This window comes from Pseudomonas sp. NY15372, from assembly GCF_048068215.1.
Taxonomy (GTDB): Bacteria; Pseudomonadota; Gammaproteobacteria; order Pseudomonadales; family Pseudomonadaceae; genus Aquipseudomonas; species Aquipseudomonas guariconensis_A.
The window spans coordinates 1-19875 of sequence record NZ_JBLUPY010000052.1; the positions used below are offsets into that span (position 1 = coordinate 1).

The window sequence follows — 19875 nt, forward strand, 5'->3', positions numbered from 1 at the left end:
ACCCACACGAATTGCTTGATTCGATTGTTAAAGAGCGATTTGGTTAAGAGCGTTGTCTCAACCGAGGCCGCGCATTCTACGCTTTCCTCAAAGTCTGTCAAGCGTTTATTTCGAAGTTTCTTACGAGAAAGTCGTTCAACTTCAACCGCTTAACACGCTGCGATCTCTCGTAGCGGGAGGCGAATCATACAGCGTTAAAACCTGCTGTCAACTGCCTTTTTCACCGCTGCCGATCTGTGAGACCGAAGCCTTCCGATACTACCTGAACCGTTCAACTCATTGAATCTCAAGGAGTTTTGCGTTTCGACTGCGTCGGAAGTGGGGCGCATTATAGGCCCCTGAAACGGCGCGTCAACCGTTATTTTCAAAAAACTTCGATATTGCCGAAAAACAAAGCGGGGAGGCCTACCGGCCTCCCCGCTTGCGTCGCCTCTCTATATAGAAGCCATCTTCATTCAGCTTTCAGAGTAATGCGCGCGAAAGCCTTCTTGCCCGCCTGGCACACATGGGTGGCGCCGACCGCGAAGACAAAGCCACGATCGACCACGGCGCCATCCACCTTGACCCCACCAGCATTGAGCAGGTCGCGCGCAGCCGCCGAGTTCTTCACCAGGCCAGCCTTGTTCAGCACGGCAGCAATCGGCATATCCTCCGAGGCGGCCACTTCAACCTCCGGCAGATCTTCCGGCAGCTCGCCATCCTTCATGCGGTTACCCGCAGCACGGTGAGCATTGGCCGCGGCCTCTTCGCCATGGAAGCGTGCCACGATCTCCTCAGCCAGCTTGATCTTGATATCGCGCGGGTTTGCACCTGCTTCGACATCGGCACGGAACTGGTTGATCTCGTCCATCGAACGGAAGCTCAGCAGCTCGAAGTAACGCCACATCAAGGTGTCTGGGATCGACACCAGCTTGCTGTACATCACCCCAGGCGCTTCCTGGATACCCACGTAGTTGCCCAGGGACTTGGACATTTTCTTCACGCCGTCGAGCCCTTCGAGCAGCGGCATGGTCACGATGTTCTGCGCCTCCTGCCCATAGGCGCGCTGCAGCTCGCGCCCCATCAACAGGTTGAACTTCTGGTCGGTACCACCCAGCTCGACATCAGCCTTGAGCGCTACCGAGTCGTAGCCCTGAACCAACGGATACAGGAACTCGTGGATCGCAATCGGCTGGTTGCTGCTGTAGCGCTTGTCGAAATCGTCGCGCTCGAGCATGCGTGCCACGGTGTATTGCGAAGCCAGGCGAATGAAGTCGGCCGGGGTCAGCTTGTCCATCCAGGTGGAATTGAACGCCACCTCGGTCTTGGACGGGTCGAGAATCTTGAACACCTGCTGTTTATAGGTCTCGGCGTTGTCCAGGACCTGCTCGCGGGTCAACGGAGGACGCGTGGCGCTCTTGCCGCTCGGGTCGCCGATCATGCCGGTGAAGTCGCCGATCAGGAAGATGACCTGGTGCCCCAGGTCCTGGAACTGGCGCAGCTTGTTGATCAGCACGGTGTGCCCAAGGTGCAGGTCCGGCGCGGTCGGGTCGAAACCCGCCTTGATACGCAGGGGCTGGCCGCGCTTGAGCTTCTCCACCAGTTCCGACTCGACCAATACCTCTTCCGCACCGCGCTTGATAAGCGCCAGCTGCTCTTCAACCGACTTCATAGACAGACCCGCAAGGCTCAGATTCAAGGGGAGCCAACCATACAAGATCGGCCGTCAAATACAAGTTTCGCAAAGGAATGTGACCCGAAAGGCGTATCGCGGCGTCTACGCGCCCTTGCGCGAAAATGGATTTGGTTATATTTTATACAGTTATTTCATCTTCATCATGTCATTCATCTTTTCCATTTCACTTTTTCAAAGTCACCTCACCTATGACCAACGAGACGCCTAAAGCGCCCCCGCTTTATCCGAAAAGCCATTTGTTGGCCGCCAGCGGCATCGCCGCCTTGCTCAGCCTGGCTTTGCTGGTATTCCCTTCCAGCGAGGTCGAAGCCAAGAAAACCACCCTTAGCCTCGAGCTGGAAACCCCGGCAGAGCAGCTGAAGGACGAGTCCAAGGCCGCCCCCCTGGTCCAAACCGAAGGCGACAAAGGCTCGCCCTTCGCCCAGATCGAGAACGCCGAGCCTGCGGCCACGCAAACCGCCGAACAGGCACCCGCTGCCGAGGAGAAGGCCGAGGAAAGCGCCGACGCCAAGCTTCCCGGTCATCGCGAAGTCACCGTCGCCCGTGGCGACACCCTGTCTACCTTGTTCGCCAAGGTCGGGTTGCCGAGCAATGCGGTCCATGACGTCCTGGCCAGCGGCAAGCAGGCCAAGCAGTTCAGCCGGCTCAAGCATGGCCAGGTACTGCAGTTCGAACTCGACAAGGACGGCCAGCTGGCCAGCCTGCACAGCAAGGTCAGCAACCTCGAGACCATTCGCCTTACCAAGACCACCAAGGGCTACAGCTTCGATCGCGAGATCAGCAAGCCAGTGGTACGCACCGCCTACGCCCATGGCGTGATCAAGAGCTCGCTGTCGGCCTCGGCCAAGCGTGCTGGCCTGTCCCACAGCCTGACCATGGACATGGCGCGAGTGCTGGGCTACGACATCGACTTCGCCCAGGACATCCGCCCAGGCGACGAATTCGACGTGGTCTACGAGCAGAAGGTCATGGATGGCAAGGTGGTTGGCACCGGCAATATCCTTTCCGCCCGCTTCACCAACCGCGGCAAGACCTACACCGCCGTGCGCTACACCAACAAGCAGGGCAACACCAGCTACTACACCGCCGACGGCAACAGCCTGCGCAAGGCGTTCATCCGCACGCCGGTGGACTTCGCCCGTATCAGTTCGCGCTTCTCCGCGGGCCGCAAGCACCCGATCCTGAACAAGATCCGCGCGCACAAAGGCGTCGACTACGCAGCCCCTCGCGGCACGCCAATCAAGGCCGCTGGCGACGGCAAGGTCCTGTTGGCAGGCCGTCGCGGCGGCTACGGCAACACCGTGATCATCGCCCACGGCAACTCCTACAAGACGCTCTATGGTCACATGCAAGGCTTCGCCAAGGGCATCAAGACCGGCAGCTCGGTCAAGCAAGGTCAGATCATCGGCTACATCGGCACCACCGGGCTGTCCACCGGGCCACACCTGCACTATGAGTTCCAGGTCAACGGCGTGCATGTCGACCCGCTGAGCCGCAAGCTGCCCATGGCCGACCCGATCGCCCGTTCCGAGCGCCAGCGTTTCCTGCAGCAGAGCAAGCCCCTGATCGCCCGCATGGACCAGGAAAAGGCCACCATGCTCGCCGCCAACAAGCGCTGATCCATGGCGCTCTATCTGGGTGTGATGTCCGGAACCAGCCTCGACGGCCTGGACATCGCACTGATCGACCAAGGCGAGCAGACCCGTCTGCTCGCCACCCACTACACCCCCATGCCCGCCGACCTTCGCCAGGACCTGCTCGCCCTTTGCGCCACCGGCCCTGACGAAATCGCCCGTGCCAGCCTCGCGGAAAACCGCTGGGCCACCCTCGCCGCCGATGGCATCGGCCAGCTCCTGGCCAGCCAAGGCCTGGAGGCCGGCGCCATTCGCGCGATCGGCAGCCACGGCCAGACCATCCGCCACGAACCTGCGCGCGGCTTCACCGTACAGATCGGCAACCCGGCCCTGCTGGCAGAGCTCACAGGCGTGTGCGTAGTAGGGGATTTCCGGCGCCGCGATGTCGCAGCAGGCGGCCAAGGCGCGCCCTTGGTGCCGGCTTTCCACGAAGCACTGTTCGGCCATCTGGGTCAACAGGTCGCCATTCTCAACGTCGGAGGGTTCAGCAACCTCAGCCTGATCGAGCAGAACAAGCCCGTTCATGGTTTTGACTGTGGCCCAGGCAATGTGCTGCTCGATGCCTGGATCGAACGCAAGCGCGGCAAGGCCTATGATGCCGATGGCCAGTGGGCAGCCAGCGGCAACGTTTGCAATGCCCTGCTCGCCCGCCTGCTCGCCGACCCGTTCTTCGCCGGAACCGGCCCCAAGAGCACCGGCCGTGAGGTGTTCAACCTCCCCTGGCTGGACACTCACCTGGCGGTACTGCCGAACTACCGGGACGAAGATATCCAGGCGACCCTACTGGAACTGACTGCCCGCAGCATCATCGATTCGCTACGCAGCGCCCAACCCCACACCGAAACCCTGTTGGTATGCGGGGGCGGCGCACGCAATGGCGCGTTGATGCGTCGGCTGGCAGCCTTGCTGCCGTCGGCCCAGGTAGCTAGCACCGCGGCCTACGGCGTCGATCCGGACTGGGTCGAGGCCATGGCCTTCGCCTGGTTGGCCCATTGCTGTCTCGAAGGCATTCCAGCCAACCGCCCGAGCGTCACGGCGGCCAAAGGGCTGCGCGTACTCGGCGCGATCTACCCGGCTTGAAACCCACGCAGAAAACAAAACGCCGCGCATAAGCGCGGCGTTTTCATGAAAAGCCCAGGCTCAGATCGAGAACGATGAGCCGCAGCCGCAGGTGGTGGTGGCATTGGGGTTCTTGATCACGAAACGCGACCCTTCCAAGCCTTCCTGATAGTCCACCTCAGCGCCCGCCAGGTACTGGAAGCTCATCGGGTCCACGACCAGGGAAACACCCTCGCGCTCGACCACGGTGTCGTCTTCGGCCACTTCCTCATCGAAAGTGAACCCGTACTGGAACCCAGAGCAGCCGCCGCCGGTCACGAATACACGCAGCTTCAGGCGATCATTGCCCTCTTCGGTGACCAGGGTCTTCACCTTGTGCGCTGCACCTTGGGTGAATTCCAAAGCCGTGGGGGTGAAGGTTTCGACGCTCATGTTGACTCTCCCGGCGCAGTGCCGCCATAAAACTCGATGACGCGCATTATCCGCTTCTCCGAGAAAATCGGTCAAGAATTGTGCGGCTTTGGTCGTGCTCGGCAAAAATGGGGGCGTTATGCCCCCATCACCTGTGGCTCGAGCCGTCGATCAGGGCAGCAGGCCCGCGTGCCCCAGGCCCATGCGCTCGTCCAGGCCGAACAGAATGTTCAGGTTCTGCACTGCCTGGCCGGAAGCGCCCTTGACCAGGTTGTCGATCACCGACAGCACGACCACCAGGTCGCCGCCCTGTGGCCGGTGCACCGCAATGCGGCAGACATTGGCGCCGCGCACGCTGCGGGTCTCGGGGTGGCTGCCGGCCGGCATCACATCGACGAACGGCTCATCGGCATAACGCTTCTCGAACAGCGCCTGCAGGTCGACGCTGGTATCGGCGACGGTTGCATAAAGGGTGGCATGGATACCACGGATCATCGGCGTCAGGTGCGGCACGAAGGTCAGGCCGACGTCCTTGCCTGCAGCCAGGCGCAGGCCCTGGCTGATCTCCGGCAGGTGACGGTGCCCTTTGACCGCATAGGCCTTCATGCTTTCGCCTGCCTCGCAGAACAGCGAGCCCACTGCCGCGCCACGACCTGCGCCGCTGACCCCGGACTTGCAGTCGGCGATCAACCGCGATGGATCAGCCAGGCCGGCTTCCAGCAGCGGCAGGAAGCCCAGCTGGGTAGCAGTCGGGTAGCAACCCGGCACGGCGATCAGGCGTGCCTGGCGGATCTTCTCGCGATTGACTTCGGGCAAGCCATAGACCGCATCCTTGAGCAGCTCCGGCGCGCCGTGGGGTTGGCCGTACCACTTGCCCCACTCCACCGCATCCTGGAGACGGAAGTCGGCAGACAGGTCGATGACCTTGGTGCCGGCTGCCAGCAGCTCGCCGGCCAAGGCATGGGCGACACCATGAGGCGTGGCGAAGAACACCACGTCGCAGGCGCCCAGGGTCTTGCTGTCCGGCACGCTGAAGGCCAGCCCGTCGTAGTGGCCGCGCAGGTTCGGATACATGTCGGCGACGGCCACGCCCGCCTCGGAGCGCGAGGTGATGACCGCGACCTCGGCCTGTGGGTGCTGTGCCAGCAGACGCAACAGTTCGACGCCGGTGTAACCCGTGCCGCCGACGATACCGACCTTGATCATAACGCTTGCCCCTTATCAACGAGCCAACTGGAAAACGCACGATAATAGGGGGCTGGGGTCTCTGTAACAACTCTTCGGATGCCCCGTCGAGCGCTTGGCCTTTACTATCTGACGACCGTGAAACCTGAAGGAACTTCCCAATGCTCTATCTATGGATCAAGGCCTTGCACATCATCAGTGTCGTTTGCTGGTTCGCCGGCCTGTTCTACCTGCCGCGGCTGTTCGTCTACCACACCCAAAGCCAGGACAGCATCAGCCAGGAGCGCTTCATCACCATGGAGCGCAAACTGTACCGAGGCATCATGAACCCGGCCATGATCGCGACCTATGTCTTCGGCGGCTGGATGCTGTACCTCAACCCGGGCTGGCTGAGCCAGGGCTGGCTGCATGCCAAGCTCACCCTGGTGGCATTGCTGACCGTGTACCACCACATGTGCGGCGCCCAGCGCAAACGCTTCGCCGCGGGCAGCAATACCCGCAGCCATGTGTACTACCGCTGGTTCAACGAAGTGCCGGTGCTGTTCCTGCTGGGCATCGTGGTGCTGGTTGTGGTCAAGCCGTTCTGAAGCCGCCCGTTCCGGCCCAGGCGGCCGGGCCTGGCGCCAGGCCGACCCTGGCTGCATAAAGGCACCACCTTCCCTGGCCAAGCTGTACACTAGGCGCCCTCTTCAGCCCCCAGGAGCCTTGCATGACCCGTTACGCCATGATTACCGGAGCTTCCAGCGGCCTGGGCCTGGCCCTGGCGGAAGCACTGGCACGGCGCGGGCGCAACCTGATCCTGGTGGCTCGCCACCGTGAAACCCTCGAGCCTGTGGCCATCGAGCTGACCCAGCGTTTCGGTGTCGAAGTATTGTTCCGCGCCTGCGACCTGAGCCAGCCCCTGCGCCTGTCGGGCTTCGTGCTCGAGCTGGAGGAAGGCGAGCGGCGCATCGACCTGCTGGTCAATTGCGCGGCCCAGCGCACCTATGGCCCCTTCCTGGCCCATGAATGGGCAGACGAACAGGACCTGCTCGAGGTCAACATCCTTGCCCTGAGCCGCCTGTGTCACGCCATCGGCAACCTGATGGCCGTGCAGGGCGGCGGGCAGATCCTCAACGTCGCCTCCCTGGCCGGTGCGGCGCCAGGCCCCTGGATGGCTGCCTATGCGGCCAGCAAGGCGTATGTGGTGAGCTTCTCCGAAGCGCTGCGTGAGGAGCTCAAGCGCACCGGGATCAAGGTTTCCGTGCTGTGTCCCGGCCCGGTGCGTTCGTCACGCCGACGCATTCCCCGCCTCGAAGGCAGCACGCGCTGCCTGAGCCCCGAAGAAGTGGCGCTCTACACCGTGCGCGCGCTGGACCGGAATCGCGCCGTGATCATGCCAGGCCGGCGCAATCGCTGGCTGGCAGCGCTGCCACGCCTGATGCCACGCTGGCTGGTGCGCAAGCTCGCGGGCCTGGTCAATCGCCGCTATTGCCCTGTCGGCTTCCAATAGCCACTGGGCGAGCGCCGCCGCGCTGGGTACACTCGGCCCGACCCTCACCATGGAGCAAGTGCTGTGGAGACTCTCTTCACCAAGATCATCAACCGGGAGATCCCGGCGAAGATCATCTACGAGGACGACCAGGTTCTGGCCTTCCACGATATCGCCCCGCAGGCGCCGGTGCATTTTCTGGTCATCCCGAAAAAGCCCATCCGCACCCTCAACGACCTGACCGAAGAGGACAAGGGCCTGGCCGGCCACATCTTGTTCACCGCGCAGCGCCTGGCCAAGGAGCTGGGCTGCGAGGAAGGCTTCCGCGTGGTCATGAACTGCAACGAGCAGGGCGGCCAGACCGTCTACCACATCCACATGCATGTGCTCGGCCAGCGCCAGATGCACTGGCCACCGGGCTGATCCAGGGCAACCCCCTTCCTGCCGATTGCGGTAAACTGTCGGGCACACTCTAGCGGAGGTGCCCGATGGCTACCGAACGTCACTACTCGCCGCTCGACCGCTTGTTGCTGCAGGCCGATACCGCCATGCGCACCTTGCTGCCCTTCAGCGGCCAACCCGCCCGCCCGTCCCCGGCCATCGTCCAACCGGATGCGGAACTGGACGAAAGCCAAACCCGCCACGTCGCCGGCCTGATGCGCATCAACCATACCGGTGAAGTTTGCGCCCAGGCGCTCTACCAAGGCCAAGCCCTGACCGCCAAGCTGCCGCAAGTGCGCAAGGCCATGGAGCATGCCGCCGAGGAAGAAGTCGACCACCTGGCCTGGTGCGAACAGCGCATCCGTCAGCTGGGCAGCCACCCCAGCGTGCTCAACCCGTTGTTCTATGGCATGTCATTCGGCATCGGCGCCATCGCCGGCCTGGTGAGCGACAAAGTCAGCCTGGGTTTCGTCGCCGCCACCGAGCATCAGGTGTGCAAGCACCTGGATGAGCATCTGGAGCAGATCCCCCAGGAAGACGAAAAGTCCCGCGCCATCCTCGAGCAGATGCGTGTCGATGAAGAACAGCACGCCGAGTCGGCCCTCGAAGCCGGAGGCTATCGCTTCCCGGCCCCCGTGCGCTTCGGCATGAGCCTGATGGCCAAGGTGATGACCAAGAGCACCTACCGCATCTAGGAATACATCCATGACGGAACGATTCAATGCCAGGGACCTGGCACGTGCCGTGGAAGCGGGCATCCTCCAGCCGGGCCAGGACCAGGCCCTGCTGGGCTTCCTGCGCCAACAACCGCAAAGCCGCGGCGCTTTCCAACTGGCCCACGTGGCGTTCTATTTCGGCGCTTTGTTGATCATGGCCGCCATGGGCTGGCTGCTCACCGAAGCCTGGATGCGCATCGGCGATGTGGCCCTGCTGGCCGTCGCCACTCTGTATATCGCCCTGCTGACTTCGTTCGCACTGGCCTTGCAGCGCCGTGGGCAGCCCATCGCTGGCGGTGTCCTGGCGGCGGTCGCGGTGAGCATCGTGCCGTTGGCCGTGTTCGCTATCGAACGCCTGGTAGGCTGGTGGCCACTCGACGACACCCAGTCGGACTATCACCAGTACTACACCTACGTGCAGGGTGGCTGGGTACTGATGGAGGCCGCCACGGTGGTCGCCGGCCTGCTAATGCTGCGCCTGGTGCCCTTCCCCTTCATCGTCATGCCCATTGCCGTGGCCTTGTGGTTCATGTCGATGGACCTGAGCGAATGGTTCTATGGCTCGCCGTTCAGCTGGGAGCAGCGGCGCACCGTCTCGCTGTGGTTCGGCCTGGTGTTGCTGCTGATCTTCATCGTGGTGGACGGCCGTACGCGTCGGGACTATGCCGGCTGGGGCTACCTGGCCGGGTTGGCCGCCTTCTGGGGCGGGCTGACGCTACTGGACAGCGGCAGCGAGCTGGGCAGGGCGCTTTACTGCCTGATCAACCTTGGCCTGATGGGCCTGGCGGTGCTGCTTCGTCGGCCGGTATTCATGGTCTTCGGCGCCATGGGCGTAGCGGCCTACCTGGGCTACCTCTCCTATGAGGTCTTCGCCGAGTCGCTGTTGTTCCCGGTGGTGCTGACGTTGATCGGCCTTGGCGTGATCGGCCTGGGGCTGGTTTATCAGAAGCGGCGGGAGTACCTCAGTCAATCGCTGCGGGCGCGCTTGCCCGGGTGGCTGCGCCAAGCGCTACCGGCGCTGCGCGACTGAAACCTCTGCTTCCTGCCGAGGCTGGCGCCGCACCTGTAAGGGCGGCGCAAGCAGGGCGGCTCAACCCAGCTCGACGATTTCGTAACCGTGGGTGATTTCCACCCCAGCCCGATCGAGCATGATCGACGCCGAGCAGTACTTCTCTGCCGACAATTCAACCGCACGCTTGACCTGGGCTTCCTTGAGCCCACGCCCTTTGACCACGAAGTTCAGGTGAATCTTGGTGAATACCTTGGGGTCTTCGCTTGCGCGCTCGGCTTCCAGGAAGGCCTCACAGCTTTCCACGGCCTGACGGGACTTCTTCAGGATGCTGACCACGTCGAAGCTGCTGCAACCACCCAGGCCGAGCAGCAGCATTTCCATCGGGCGCACGCCCAGGTTGCGCCCGCCTGCTTCGGGAGGGCCGTCCATGACCACGACATGGCCGCTCCCCGACTCGCCGAGGAACATCGCTTCACCGGCCCACTGGATGCGTGCCTTCATGTATCTGGACTCCCTAAATATCAGAAAAGGCCGTCAGCTTAGTCCTTGTGACGCCGTCGGAAAAGCTCAAGACGCGTCGCATTCATGCCGATACAAAAGGCAACGTCTGATAAGCTGACGCCAAATGACTGGCGCGCGATGCCAGCATTCTATAAAAAGCCCATGCGTCGCATCGAACAGGATTTCGTGATGGTTGCTCCAGCCCTACCCGCCAAGATCAAGAACATCGACAAACTGCTGGCCCACTGCCAACGACGCCGCTACAACGCCAAGAGCAACATCATCTGCGCTGGCGACCGGGCGGAGACGCTGTCGTTCATCATCAAGGGTTCGGTGACCATCCTGATCGAAGATGACGATGGCCACGAAATGATCATCGCCTACCTCAACAGCGGCGACTTCTTCGGCGAGCTGGGCCTATTCGAGCCTGCAGGCCAGGTGCAGCAGCGCAGCGCCTGGGTTCGCGCCAAGACCGAATGCGAAGTGGCCGAGATCAGCTACGACAAGTTCCGCGACCTGGCCCGCCACGATCCGGACATCCTCTACGCCCTCGGCAGCCAAATGGCCCAGCGCCTGCGCAACACCACGCGCAAGGTCGGCGACCTGGCCTTCTTCGATGTCACCGGGCGCGTCGCCCGCTGCTTGCTGGACCTGTGCAAGCAACCCGACGCCATGACCCACCCGGATGGCATGCAGATCAAGATCACCCGTCAGGAGATCGGGCGTATCGTCGGTTGTTCACGGGAGATGGTCGGCCGCGTCCTCAAGGACCTCGAGGAGCGCAGCTTGGTGCAGGTCAAGGGCAAGACCATGGTGGTCCACGGCACCCGCTAGTCGCGCGGGATCGACGCGATCACCTCGGCGTAGGCCTGGCTGAGGCGCTCGAACCAGGGCGCCTGCGGCACCACCTCGTGCAAGGCGATATGGCTGTCGGCGCGGCAGCGCTGCTCCAGGCCGCAACACTCGTTGAAGCGGTTGACCGCCGCGACCATCGACTCCCGTTCGTTATCCAGCAGCAACGCGCCGTGCACCAACACCACTGCCCGCTTACCGCCCAAGCCCTGACGCCAGCGCTGGGCGGTGCCGACCAGCTTGCGACCGTTGAGGTTGACGTTGTAGCGACCATCGCAGAACGCACCCTCGATCTCCCCGACCGACGCCACGCCGCCCCACTCGCGCAACACCTCGCACAACGGCAGGCATAGGCGTTCATAGGCGTTTTCGATGCGGCCATGATCGCCTTCGCTGCGCGGCGCCACATAGACCAACGCCACGTTCACCGTGGTATGGGATTGCGGCACCGGCTCGCCGCCGGTCTCGCGCAACAGCACCGGCCACCCTGCAATCGCCAACTCCGCACAGGCGGCTTCGAAGTTGTCCAGGCGGCTCATGCGCCGTGGCATCACCAGGGCGTGGTCGGTGGGGCGCCAGAACAAGACACCGGAATCGCGTTCGCCGCGGCAGACGGCAGCCAGGAGCTCCTGCTCGGCGTGCAGGCCTTGTTCGACGGTCAGCGCCAAGGGTTGATCGGTCATCAACTTCACCTTCGATAGTGTTTTCGCCGACCCGATCACCGGGCAAGCTCCCAGTTCTGTGGGAGCGGGCTTGCCCCGCGATTGGACGCGTAGCGGCCCAATTACTTAACCGGCAGCCGGCTCCGGATTCGATCAGTCCAAGGCCTGACCCACGGTCTTCACCGTGCGCTCAGGGAAGAACAAACGCTGCAACTCCAGCCCCGGCTGCTCGGCGCGCATGAACGCCTCGCCCACCAGGAACGAGTACACCTCATTGATCTCCATCAGTTCCACGTCGGCACGATTGAGGATGCCACTCTCGGTGATGGCCAGCCGGTCACGCGGGATACGTGGCAGCAGGTCGAGGGTGGTTTCCAGGCTGACCTCGAAGGTGTGCAGGTTGCGGTTGTTCACCCCCACCAGCGGCGTATCCAAAGTCTTCAGGGCGCGCTCCAGCTCGTCGCCGTCATGCACCTCGACCAACACGTCGAGGCCGACGTCCTTGGCGGTGGCCGCCAGTTCGGCCATGCGCACGTCATCCAGCGCAGCGACGATGAGCAGCACACAGTCTGCACCCAGGGCGCGGGCTTCCACGACCTGGTACGGGTCGATCAGGAAGTCCTTGCGGATCACCGGCAGCGCGCAGGCGGCGCGGGCCTGTTGCAGGTAGGCATCGCCACCCTGGAAATAGTCCACGTCGGTCAGCACCGACAGGCAAGTCGCCCCGCCTTTTTCGTAGCTGACCGCAATTTCGGCGGGCACGAAGTGTTCGCGGATCACGCCCTTGCTGGGCGAGGCCTTCTTGATCTCGGCGATCACCGCCGGCTGCTTGCGCTTGGCCTGCTCGATCAACGCCTGGGCAAAGCCACGCGGCGCATCGGCCGCCTTGGCCAGGCGCTCGACTTCGGCCAGGCTCACCCGGGCACTGCGTTCGGCCACTTCCTCGACCTTGCGGGCAAGGATCTTCTCCAGCACCGTCGGCACGCTCATGCTTCGTTCTCCTGCTTGAATACGGCGGTAAAGGCGCCCAGCTCCTGCAACTTCTCCCAGGCAAGGCCGGTGTGCAGCACATCATGGGCCAGCTCGACGCCGCCCTTGAGGGTCATCGCGTGATCGGCGGCATACAGCGCTGCACCGGCGTTGAGCACGATCATTTCGGCGGCCTTCTGGCCGTTCTCGGTCTTGCGCCGACCAAGGGCATCGCGGATCAGCTCTAGCGAAGCCTGCGGCCCCTCGACCGCCAGGCCATGCAGGCTCTGGCTTTTCATGCCGAGGTCTTCGGGCTCGACCCAGTATTCGATGATCTGGTCATTCTTCAGTTCGGCCACGAAGGTTGGCGCGGCGAGGCTGAACTCGTCCAGGCCATCCTTGGAATGCACCACCAGCACATGCTTGCTACCCAGGCGCTGCAACACTTCGGCCAGCGGGCGGCACAGGGCCTGGGTGAACACCCCGACCACCTGATGCTTCACACCGGCCGGATTCGTAAGCGGGCCGAGCATGTTGAACAGGGTGCGCAGCCCCAGGTCACGGCGTGGGCCAGCGGCATGCTTCATGGCACTGTGGTGGGTCTGGGCGAACATGAAGCCGATCCCCAGGCTGTCGATGCAGCGGGCAACCTGGACCGGCGTCAGGTTCAGGTAGATACCGGCGGCTTCCAGCAGGTCGGCACTGCCGCTCTTGCCGGACACCGCGCGGTTGCCATGCTTGGCCACGGTGCAACCCGCTGCCGCCAGGACGAAGGACGAAGCGGTGGAGACGTTGAAGATGTTGGCTCCGTCGCCACCGGTACCGACGATGTCGACGACGCCGTCCAGGGTCTTGAGCTCGACCTTGTCGGCCAGCTCACGCATCACCGACACGGCACCGACGATCTCGTCGATGCTCTCGCTCTTCATGCGCATGCCCATCAGAAAGGCGCCGATCTGCGCCTCGCTGCACTGGCCGGTCATGATCTGGCGCATGACATCGCGCATTTCCTCGGTGGTGAGGTCCAGGTGGCCGACGATACGGCCCAGCGCGCTCTTGATATCCATGTTCGATCCTTAGCGGCGGCCGCCGGTCTGCTTGAGGAAGTTGGCGAACAGTTCGTGCCCCTGCTCGGTGAGGATCGACTCGGGGTGGAACTGCACCCCCTCGATGTTCAGCGTCTTGTGGCGCAGGCCCATGATCTCGTCGACCGAACCATCGGCATGGGCGGTCCAGGCCGTCACTTCCAGACAGTCGGGCAGGGTGTCGCGCTTGACCACCAGGGAATGGTAGCGGGTCACGGTGAGCGGGTTGTTGAGCCCGGCGAACACACCCAGGTCGCGGTGCAAGACCGGGCTGGTCTTGCCGTGCATCACCTGGCGGGCACGCACCACGTCACCGCCGAAGGCCTGGCCGATGGACTGGTGGCCAAGGCACACGCCCAGGATCGGCAGCTTGCCGGCAAAGTGCAGGATGGCCTCGATGGAAACACCCGCTTCGCTCGGCGTGCAGGGCCCGGGAGAAACCACGATACGTTCAGGGTTGAGGGCTTCGATTTGGGCGATGGTCATTTCATCGTTGCGAATGACCTTGACCTCGGCACCCAGCTCGCCCAAGTACTGAACGACGTTGTAGGTGAAGGAGTCGTAATTGTCGATCATCAGTAACATCGGGTTGAACCTCTTGAATCTACTGACTTTGAATTCGAACCTTCCAGCGCCGGACGCAAAGGCGGGCTAGCGCGGGGTGCGCTCGGTGAAGCAACTGGAAGGCAAACGGGGACGGGCCGGACAGGCCGGCAGGAGATAAAGTCAGGCGCGCCAACGCCAACGGGCGTGGGCCTTGATAACGCGCATCAAGAGTTTGCTGACGATCAACACAGGATTAGGTCTCGCTCATACGTCACGGCACAGTAGCCTACCGGGACGGCGGGTGCAATATGCCCGTAAACACGGCGAAACGAATCCACTGGGGAAGAATGACCACAGGTTTGCTAAGGTCAATCGGCTTGTCCTGATAAAAACAATGAAAAGGATCCTTCTCCATGCAAAAACCACCCTTTTTCCGCTCCTTGTTAGGCCTGCTGGCCCTTTCCTGCAGCCACGCCATGGCCGCACCCTCGCCCTACTCCTCGATGATCGTGTTCGGCGACAGCCTCAGCGATGCCGGGCAGTTCGGCATGCGCTTCACCAACCGCAACGCCGACGGCACCTATGCACCGGTCACGCCGATGATCCTCGGCAGCCGGCTGGGCGTCGCGCCCGAGGAGCTGAACCCCTCCACCTCCATCGGCACCCGTCCCGATGGCAACAACTGGGCCGTCGGCGGCTACACCACGCAGCAGATACTCGACTCGATCACCGACACCTCACGCACCGTCATCCCGCCAGGCCGCCCGGGCGCGGGCCTGGTACTGCGTGAACGCGACGGCTACCTGGCCAATGGCAAGTTCGCCGACCCCAACGCCTTGTACTACCTGACCGGTGGTGGCAACGACTTCCTCCAGGGCCTGGTCAACACGCCGGCCGACGCCGCAGCCGCAGGTGGACGCCTGGCGGCGAGCGCCCAGGCACTGCAACAGGGTGGCGCACGCTACATCATGGTCTGGCTGCTGCCAGACCTGGGCCAGACACCCAACTACAGCGGCACGCCTCTCGAAGGCCCGCTGTCGCAGTTGTCCGGTGTATTCAACCAGTCGCTGCTGAACCAGCTCGGCCAGATCGATGCCCAGATCATCCCGCTGAACATCCCGGTGCTGCTCCAGGAAGCCCTGGCGAGCCCCGCCGAGTTCGGCCTGGCGACCGACCAGAACCTGGTCGGCACCTGCTACAGCGGCGAAGGCTGCGTGGGTAACCCGGTGTACGGCGCCAACGGCACCGCGCCAGACCCGACCAAGCTGCTGTTCAACGACTCGGTCCACCCGACCATCGCCGGCCAGCAGCTGATCGCCGACTACGGCTATTCGATCCTGGCCGCGCCTTGGGAGCTGACCCTGCTGCCGGAAATGGCCCATGGCAACCTGCGCGCCCACCAGGACGAATTGCGCAACCAATGGCAGACACCCTGGCAGGCGGTTGGCCAATGGCAACCGTTCGTCACCACGGGGGGCCAGGATTTGGACTTCGACGGCCAACGCAGCGGCGCCAGCGGTGATGGCCGCGGCTACAACCTGACCTTGGGCGGCAGCTACCGGCTCGACGACGCCTGGCGCATCGGCCTGGCGGCCGGCGTGAACCGGCAAAAACTCGAAGCCGGCGAGCACGACTCGGACTACAAGCTCGACAGCTACCTCGCCACGGTATTCGCCCAGTATCGCCAGGGCCGCTGGTGGGGGGATGCGGCGTTGACCGCTGGGCACCTGGACTATCACGACCTCAAGCGCACCTTCGCGCTCGGCGCCGGCGAGCGCAGCGAGAAAGGCGATACCGATGGCGAAGCCTGGGCGGTCACCGGCCGGCTGGGTTACAACCTGGCGGCCGAACACAGCGCCTGGCAATTGTCGCCCTTCATCAGCGCTGACTATGCGCGGGTCAAGGTCGATGGCTACGAAGAGAAAAGCGGACGCTCCACCGCCTTGGCCTTCGATGACCAGGAGCGGACTTCGCGGCGCCTGGGGCTTGGCCTGCAAGGCAGCTATCAGTTCACGGCCGGCACCCGGCTGTTCGCCGAAGTCGCGCGCGAGCACGAGTTCGAAGATGATCGCCAGGACCTGACCATGCACCTGACCAGCCTGCCGGCCCACGACTTCACGCTCACCGGCTATACGCCGGACAGCAACCTGACACGGGCCAGCCTTGGGCTTACCCATGAGCTGGTGGCGGGGGTGCATGTGCGCGGGAACTACAACTGGCGCAACAGTGATGACGTGACCCAGCAAGGCGTGAGCCTGGCGTTGAGCCTGGACTTTTGAACGCAGGGGCCGCTGCGCGGCCCATCGCGGGGCAAGCCCGCTCACACAGGGGCAGCGTTATTTCAAGATTGCGGTAATCCTGTGGGAGCGGGCTTGTCCCGCGATGGGCTGCAAAGCAGCCCCAAAAAGAAACGGCGCCCTTCCGGCGCCGTTCGATCATGCAAAGTCCATCAGGCTTGTGGCTTGGTCTGCTCCGCCAAGGCCACCGCACGGAACATCGCCCGGCGCTTGTTGATGGTTTCTTCCCACTCCAACGCCGGCACCGAGTCGGCTACGATGCCGCCACCGGCCTGCACATGCAGCTCGCCGTCCTTGATCACCGCCGTGCGGATGGCGATGGCGGTGTCCATGTTGCCGTTCCAGGCAAAATACCCTACCGCCCCTCCGTAGACGCCCCGCTTGACCGGCTCCAGCTCGTCGATGATCTCCATGGCACGGATCTTCGGCGCCCCCGACAGGGTACCGGCCGGCAGGATCGCGCGCAGCGCATCCATTGCGCTCAGCCCTTCGCGCAATTGGCCGGTGACGTTGGAGACGATATGCATGACGTTGGAATAGCGCTCGATGACCATCTTCTCGGTCAGGCGCACGCTGCCGGTGGATGACACTCGGCCGACATCGTTGCGCCCCAGGTCGATGAGCATCAGGTGCTCGGCGATTTCCTTGTCGTCGGACAGCAGGTCGTCTTCCAACGCCCGGTCAGCTTCCTCGGTCGCGCCACGCGGGCGGGTACCGGCGATCGGCCGCACGGTGACCAGGTTGTCCTCGACCCGCACCAGCACTTCGGGAGAACTGCCGACCACATGGAAGTCGCCGAAGTTGAAGAAGTACATGTACGGCGTCGGGTTGAAGCAACGCAAGGCACGGTACAGGTCGATCGGCGCTGCCTTGAAGTCGATGGACATACGCTGGGACGGCACCACCTGCATGCAGTCGCCGGCCAGGATGTATTCCTTGATGCGCCCCACGGCGTTCTCGTAGTCCTCGCGGGTATAGCTGGAGCGGAATTCCGGCTCCGCGGCGAGCGGGCCGCTCAGGTCCAGGCCTTGGCGCGGGGTGATCGGCTCGCGCAGCTTGGCCAGCAGGCCTTGCAGGCGGGCCTGGCCCTGTTCGTAGGCCTGCTCCTGGGCTGGGTCGACCAGCACGATGGCGTGCATCTTGCCGGCCAGGTTGTCGAATACCACCACGGCATCGGAAACCATCAGCAGGATATCCGGCACACCCAACGGGTCCGGGTTCGGGCAGGCGCCCAGGCGCTTTTCCACATAGCGCACGCAGTCATAGCCGAAGTAACCGACCAGGCCGCCATTGAAGCGCGGCAGGCCCGGGATGTCGGCAACCTTGTAGCGGTCCTTGAAGGCTTCGACGAAGGACAGGGGGTCTTCCACCTCGTGGCTTTCCACCTGCTCGCCATCCTGCAGGATGCTCGCCTGGTAGCCATGCACCCGCAGCACGGTGCGCGACGGCAGGCCGATCATCGAATAACGGCCCCACTTCTCGCCGCCCTGCACGGACTCGAGCAGGTAGGAATTGGCCTGGTCGGCCAGCTTCAGGTAGATCGACAGCGGTGTGTCGAAGTCGGCCAGGGTTTCACAGGCCAGGGGAATGCGGTTATAGCCGGCAGCGGCCAGGCGCAGGAATTCTTCGCGGGTCATGGGTAGCCTCGTGGCAAGCAGCAATGGGGTCGGGCAAGCGGACGGGCCGGCAGGCGCCGGCGGGCAGGAGTCAGGCGCGCCAGCGCCAACGGGCCAGGGCCTTGATGACTTTCATCCAGAATTTGCCGGTAACCGCCACGGTGGACTCTCTGTCTTGTGAGGCCTGAAGGTCCGCCAACGTTATCCCAGTGGCCGGGACTAAGCAACCTGGCAACAGGGCGCGCAGGTCGTCGATGACCAGGCTGGGCGATTCTTCGTGGATCGGGCGCCCATGGTTGTAGCCGTAGGTCAGGCCCACGCACTTGACCCCGGCCGCCTTGGCCGCCAGTACATCGCTGCGCGAGTCCCCCACGAACAGCGATTGCTCGGGGCGTACGCCGGCCATCTTCATGACGAACAGCAGCGCTGCCGGGTCGGGCTTTTTCTGTGGCAGGGTGTCGCCGCCGATGATCCAGCGGAAGTAGCGGCCGATCTTCATCTGGTCGAGCAACGGGCCGACGAAGCGCTCGGGCTTGTTGGTGATCAGCGCCATCTCCACACCCTGCTTGCGTAGCCAGCGCAGGGTATCGCGCACCCCGGGGTAAACCACTGTCAGGTCGTGGCTTTCGCCATAGGCCTCCATGAACAGGGCCAGGCCCTGCTCGGCCAGCTCGTCGTCGACAGCGTCGTGGTCCAGCCCGCCAGCCAAAGCGCGGCGGACCAGGACCTGGGCGCCGTTGCCGACCCAGTGGCGTACGGCCTCAAGGCCTGCGGGCGAGCGCCCCAGCTGGAGCAGCATGCGATCCACGGCAGCGGCCAGGTCAGGGACCGAATCGATCAGGGTGCCATCCAGATCGAACATCACCAGCCTGGGCAGCGCTCCCGGGAACAGCTGCTCGAAGCCACTCATGGGCGGGCCTGGGCCAGCTCGGCGCGCATCTTGGCGATGACTTCCTGGTAGTCCGGCGCATTGAAGATCGCCGAACCGGCCACGAAGGTATCGGCGCCAGCGGCGGCGATCTCGCGGATGTTGTTGACGTTGACGCCGCCATCGATCTCCAGGCGGATATCGCGGCCGCTGGCATCGATCAGGGCACGGGCTTCGCGCAGCTTGTCGAGGGTGCCCGGGATGAACTTCTGGCCGCCGAACCCTGGGTTGACGCTCATCAGCAGGACCATGTCGACCTTGTCCATCACATATTTGAGCGCATCCAGGCTGGTAGCCGGGTTGAACACCAGGCCGGCCTTGCAGCCACCGTCGCGGATCAACTGCAAGGAGCGGTCGATGTGCTGGGAGGCTTCCGGGTGGAAGGTGATGTAGGTGGCGCCAGCCTCGATGAAGTCACCGATGATGCGGTCGACCGGGCTGACCATCAGGTGCACGTCGATCGGGGCGGTCACGCCGTACTTGCGCAGGGCGCTGCAGACCATCGGGCCGATGGTCAGGTTGGGTACGTAGTGGTTGTCCATCACATCGAAGTGAACGATGTCGGCCCCGGCGGCCAGTACCTTGTCGACGTCCTCGCCCAGGCGGGCGAAGTCGGCGGAGAGGATGGAGGGGGCAATAGCGTAGGGCTGCATGGCGCACCTGTTGGCAGAAATCACGGTGGCGCGCATTGTAACTCAGGGAAGCGGATGAGGGCTGATTGGTATCAATTAGTGTCTGCCGGGGGTGCTTCGCACCCCTTTCGCGGCACAAGGCCGCTCCTACAGAAGATCGCAATCCTTGTAGGAGCGGCCTTG

General features: G+C 63.6%; 20 protein-coding genes. 9 read left to right on the forward strand and 11 right to left on the reverse strand.

Translation table 11 applies throughout. From position 1 onward, the window contains the following. Positions 1-451: 451 nt before the first annotated feature. A complete protein-coding gene (gene tyrS, locus ACNFG0_RS21685; RefSeq protein ID WP_196146097.1) occupies positions 452-1651 on the reverse strand; it encodes a tyrosine--tRNA ligase in 1200 nt (399 codons plus the stop codon). Positions 1652-1863: 212 nt separating this feature from the next. On the opposite strand from tyrS, the gene ACNFG0_RS21690 reads away from it, so the two are divergent. Further along, a complete protein-coding gene (locus tag ACNFG0_RS21690) occupies positions 1864-3294 on the forward strand; it encodes a peptidoglycan DD-metalloendopeptidase family protein (protein ID WP_416766338.1) in 1431 nt (476 codons plus the stop codon). A gap of 3 nt (positions 3295-3297) precedes the next feature. Then, positions 3298-4389: an anhydro-N-acetylmuramic acid kinase gene (locus tag ACNFG0_RS21695; RefSeq protein WP_416766340.1), complete on the forward strand. Its 1092-nt coding sequence runs from the start codon at positions 3298-3300 to the stop codon at positions 4387-4389. A gap of 60 nt (positions 4390-4449) precedes the next feature. Here ACNFG0_RS21695 and erpA read toward each other — a convergent pair whose 3' ends face one another. Together erpA and argC are read right to left on the reverse strand one after the other, a co-directional pair. After that, on the reverse strand, positions 4450-4800 hold the full coding sequence (erpA, locus tag ACNFG0_RS21700; protein ID WP_084856129.1) for an iron-sulfur cluster insertion protein ErpA: 351 nt from the start codon (positions 4798-4800) through the stop codon (positions 4450-4452). Between the two features lie 150 nt (positions 4801-4950). Next, positions 4951-5985, reverse strand: coding sequence for an N-acetyl-gamma-glutamyl-phosphate reductase (argC, locus tag ACNFG0_RS21705; protein WP_196146100.1), 1035 nt, complete (start codon positions 5983-5985; stop codon positions 4951-4953). Between the two features lie 140 nt (positions 5986-6125). Between argC and hemJ the strand changes: the two genes are divergently transcribed. From hemJ to ACNFG0_RS21730, 5 genes are all read left to right on the forward strand, one after another. Beyond that, positions 6126-6551 carry a protoporphyrinogen oxidase HemJ gene (hemJ, locus tag ACNFG0_RS21710; protein WP_416766342.1) on the forward strand — a complete coding sequence of 142 codons (426 nt, stop codon included), beginning with the start codon at positions 6126-6128 and terminating at the stop codon, positions 6549-6551. 122 nt (positions 6552-6673) lie between these two features. Further along, positions 6674-7456: an SDR family NAD(P)-dependent oxidoreductase gene (locus ACNFG0_RS21715; RefSeq protein ID WP_416766344.1), complete on the forward strand. Its 783-nt coding sequence runs from the start codon at positions 6674-6676 to the stop codon at positions 7454-7456. Positions 7457-7519: 63 nt separating this feature from the next. After that, a complete protein-coding gene (locus ACNFG0_RS21720; RefSeq protein WP_196146103.1) occupies positions 7520-7858 on the forward strand; it encodes a histidine triad nucleotide-binding protein in 339 nt (112 codons plus the stop codon). Positions 7859-7923: 65 nt separating this feature from the next. Further along, a complete protein-coding gene (coq7, locus tag ACNFG0_RS21725) occupies positions 7924-8571 on the forward strand; it encodes a 2-polyprenyl-3-methyl-6-methoxy-1,4-benzoquinone monooxygenase (protein ID WP_416766346.1) in 648 nt (215 codons plus the stop codon). A 10-nt stretch (positions 8572-8581) separates the two neighbouring features. Then, on the forward strand, positions 8582-9622 hold the full coding sequence (locus tag ACNFG0_RS21730) for a DUF2157 domain-containing protein (RefSeq protein ID WP_416766348.1): 1041 nt from the start codon (positions 8582-8584) through the stop codon (positions 9620-9622). A 60-nt stretch (positions 9623-9682) separates the two neighbouring features. On the opposite strand, the gene ACNFG0_RS21735 is transcribed toward ACNFG0_RS21730, so the two are convergent. After that, entirely contained in the window at positions 9683-10105 is a 423-nt protein-coding gene (locus ACNFG0_RS21735) for an OsmC family protein (RefSeq protein ID WP_028689009.1), read from the reverse strand. 189 nt (positions 10106-10294) lie between these two features. Between ACNFG0_RS21735 and crp the strand changes: the two genes are divergently transcribed. Next, on the forward strand, positions 10295-10939 hold the full coding sequence (gene crp, locus ACNFG0_RS21740; protein WP_196146138.1) for a cAMP-activated global transcriptional regulator CRP: 645 nt from the start codon (positions 10295-10297) through the stop codon (positions 10937-10939). On the opposite strand, the gene ACNFG0_RS21745 is transcribed toward crp, so the two are convergent. The 4 genes from ACNFG0_RS21745 to ACNFG0_RS21760 all read right to left on the reverse strand — a co-directional run bounded on the left by ACNFG0_RS21745 (position 10936) and on the right by ACNFG0_RS21760 (position 14258). After that, positions 10936-11640, reverse strand: coding sequence for a lipoate--protein ligase family protein (locus ACNFG0_RS21745; protein WP_196146106.1), 705 nt, complete (start codon positions 11638-11640; stop codon positions 10936-10938). The genes crp and ACNFG0_RS21745 overlap by 4 nt on opposite strands. A gap of 132 nt (positions 11641-11772) precedes the next feature. After that, complete coding sequence (gene trpC, locus ACNFG0_RS21750; protein ID WP_196155695.1) at positions 11773-12609, reverse strand: indole-3-glycerol phosphate synthase TrpC; 837 nt, start codon at positions 12607-12609, stop codon at positions 11773-11775. Beyond that, a complete protein-coding gene (gene trpD / locus ACNFG0_RS21755; protein ID WP_196146108.1) occupies positions 12606-13655 on the reverse strand; it encodes an anthranilate phosphoribosyltransferase in 1050 nt (349 codons plus the stop codon). Before trpD ends, trpC begins: the two co-directional genes overlap by 4 nt. A 9-nt stretch (positions 13656-13664) precedes the next feature. Then, positions 13665-14258 (reverse strand): aminodeoxychorismate/anthranilate synthase component II, encoded by a 594-nt coding sequence (locus ACNFG0_RS21760; RefSeq protein WP_416766351.1) that lies wholly within the window; start codon positions 14256-14258, stop codon positions 13665-13667. Positions 14259-14632: 374 nt separating this feature from the next. Between ACNFG0_RS21760 and estP the strand changes: the two genes are divergently transcribed. Next, positions 14633-16498, forward strand: coding sequence for an esterase EstP (gene estP / locus ACNFG0_RS21765; RefSeq protein WP_416766352.1), 1866 nt, complete (start codon positions 14633-14635; stop codon positions 16496-16498). A gap of 170 nt (positions 16499-16668) precedes the next feature. Here estP and trpE read toward each other — a convergent pair whose 3' ends face one another. The 3 genes from trpE to rpe all read right to left on the reverse strand — a co-directional run bounded on the left by trpE (position 16669) and on the right by rpe (position 19713). Further along, positions 16669-18153, reverse strand: coding sequence for an anthranilate synthase component I (gene trpE, locus ACNFG0_RS21770; protein ID WP_416766354.1), 1485 nt, complete (start codon positions 18151-18153; stop codon positions 16669-16671). A 70-nt stretch (positions 18154-18223) separates the two neighbouring features. After that, complete coding sequence (locus ACNFG0_RS21775; RefSeq protein WP_196155692.1) at positions 18224-19042, reverse strand: phosphoglycolate phosphatase; 819 nt, start codon at positions 19040-19042, stop codon at positions 18224-18226. Further along, complete coding sequence (gene rpe, locus ACNFG0_RS21780; protein ID WP_133327269.1) at positions 19039-19713, reverse strand: ribulose-phosphate 3-epimerase; 675 nt, start codon at positions 19711-19713, stop codon at positions 19039-19041. Before rpe ends, ACNFG0_RS21775 begins: the two co-directional genes overlap by 4 nt. Between the last annotated feature and the right edge of the window lie 162 nt (positions 19714-19875).

What these genes read in the sequence shown, in the direction of transcription:
- ACNFG0_RS21745 (WP_196146106.1), bottom strand. Translation starts at nt 11,640, where the DNA reads ATGACCGATCAACCCTTGGCGCTGACCGTCGAACAAGGCCTGCACGCC.
- erpA (WP_084856129.1), bottom strand. Translation starts at nt 4,800, where the DNA reads ATGAGCGTCGAAACCTTCACCCCCACGGCTTTGGAATTCACCCAAGGT.
- coq7 (WP_416766346.1), top strand. Translation starts at nt 7,924, where the DNA reads ATGGCTACCGAACGTCACTACTCGCCGCTCGACCGCTTGTTGCTGCAG.
- ACNFG0_RS21775 (WP_196155692.1), bottom strand. Translation starts at nt 19,042, where the DNA reads ATGAGTGGCTTCGAGCAGCTGTTCCCGGGAGCGCTGCCCAGGCTGGTG.
- hemJ (WP_416766342.1), top strand. Translation starts at nt 6,126, where the DNA reads ATGCTCTATCTATGGATCAAGGCCTTGCACATCATCAGTGTCGTTTGC.
- argC (WP_196146100.1), bottom strand. Translation starts at nt 5,985, where the DNA reads ATGATCAAGGTCGGTATCGTCGGCGGCACGGGTTACACCGGCGTCGAA.
- tyrS (WP_196146097.1), bottom strand. Translation starts at nt 1,651, where the DNA reads ATGAAGTCGGTTGAAGAGCAGCTGGCGCTTATCAAGCGCGGTGCGGAA.
- estP (WP_416766352.1), top strand. Translation starts at nt 14,633, where the DNA reads ATGCAAAAACCACCCTTTTTCCGCTCCTTGTTAGGCCTGCTGGCCCTT.
- crp (WP_196146138.1), top strand. Translation starts at nt 10,295, where the DNA reads ATGGTTGCTCCAGCCCTACCCGCCAAGATCAAGAACATCGACAAACTG.
- ACNFG0_RS21760 (WP_416766351.1), bottom strand. Translation starts at nt 14,258, where the DNA reads ATGTTACTGATGATCGACAATTACGACTCCTTCACCTACAACGTCGTT.
- rpe (WP_133327269.1), bottom strand. Translation starts at nt 19,713, where the DNA reads ATGCAGCCCTACGCTATTGCCCCCTCCATCCTCTCCGCCGACTTCGCC.
- trpD (WP_196146108.1), bottom strand. Translation starts at nt 13,655, where the DNA reads ATGGATATCAAGAGCGCGCTGGGCCGTATCGTCGGCCACCTGGACCTC.
- ACNFG0_RS21735 (WP_028689009.1), bottom strand. Translation starts at nt 10,105, where the DNA reads ATGAAGGCACGCATCCAGTGGGCCGGTGAAGCGATGTTCCTCGGCGAG.
- trpC (WP_196155695.1), bottom strand. Translation starts at nt 12,609, where the DNA reads ATGAGCGTGCCGACGGTGCTGGAGAAGATCCTTGCCCGCAAGGTCGAG.
- ACNFG0_RS21715 (WP_416766344.1), top strand. Translation starts at nt 6,674, where the DNA reads ATGACCCGTTACGCCATGATTACCGGAGCTTCCAGCGGCCTGGGCCTG.
- trpE (WP_416766354.1), bottom strand. Translation starts at nt 18,153, where the DNA reads ATGACCCGCGAAGAATTCCTGCGCCTGGCCGCTGCCGGCTATAACCGC.
- ACNFG0_RS21730 (WP_416766348.1), top strand. Translation starts at nt 8,582, where the DNA reads ATGACGGAACGATTCAATGCCAGGGACCTGGCACGTGCCGTGGAAGCG.
- ACNFG0_RS21690 (WP_416766338.1), top strand. Translation starts at nt 1,864, where the DNA reads ATGACCAACGAGACGCCTAAAGCGCCCCCGCTTTATCCGAAAAGCCAT.
- ACNFG0_RS21695 (WP_416766340.1), top strand. Translation starts at nt 3,298, where the DNA reads ATGGCGCTCTATCTGGGTGTGATGTCCGGAACCAGCCTCGACGGCCTG.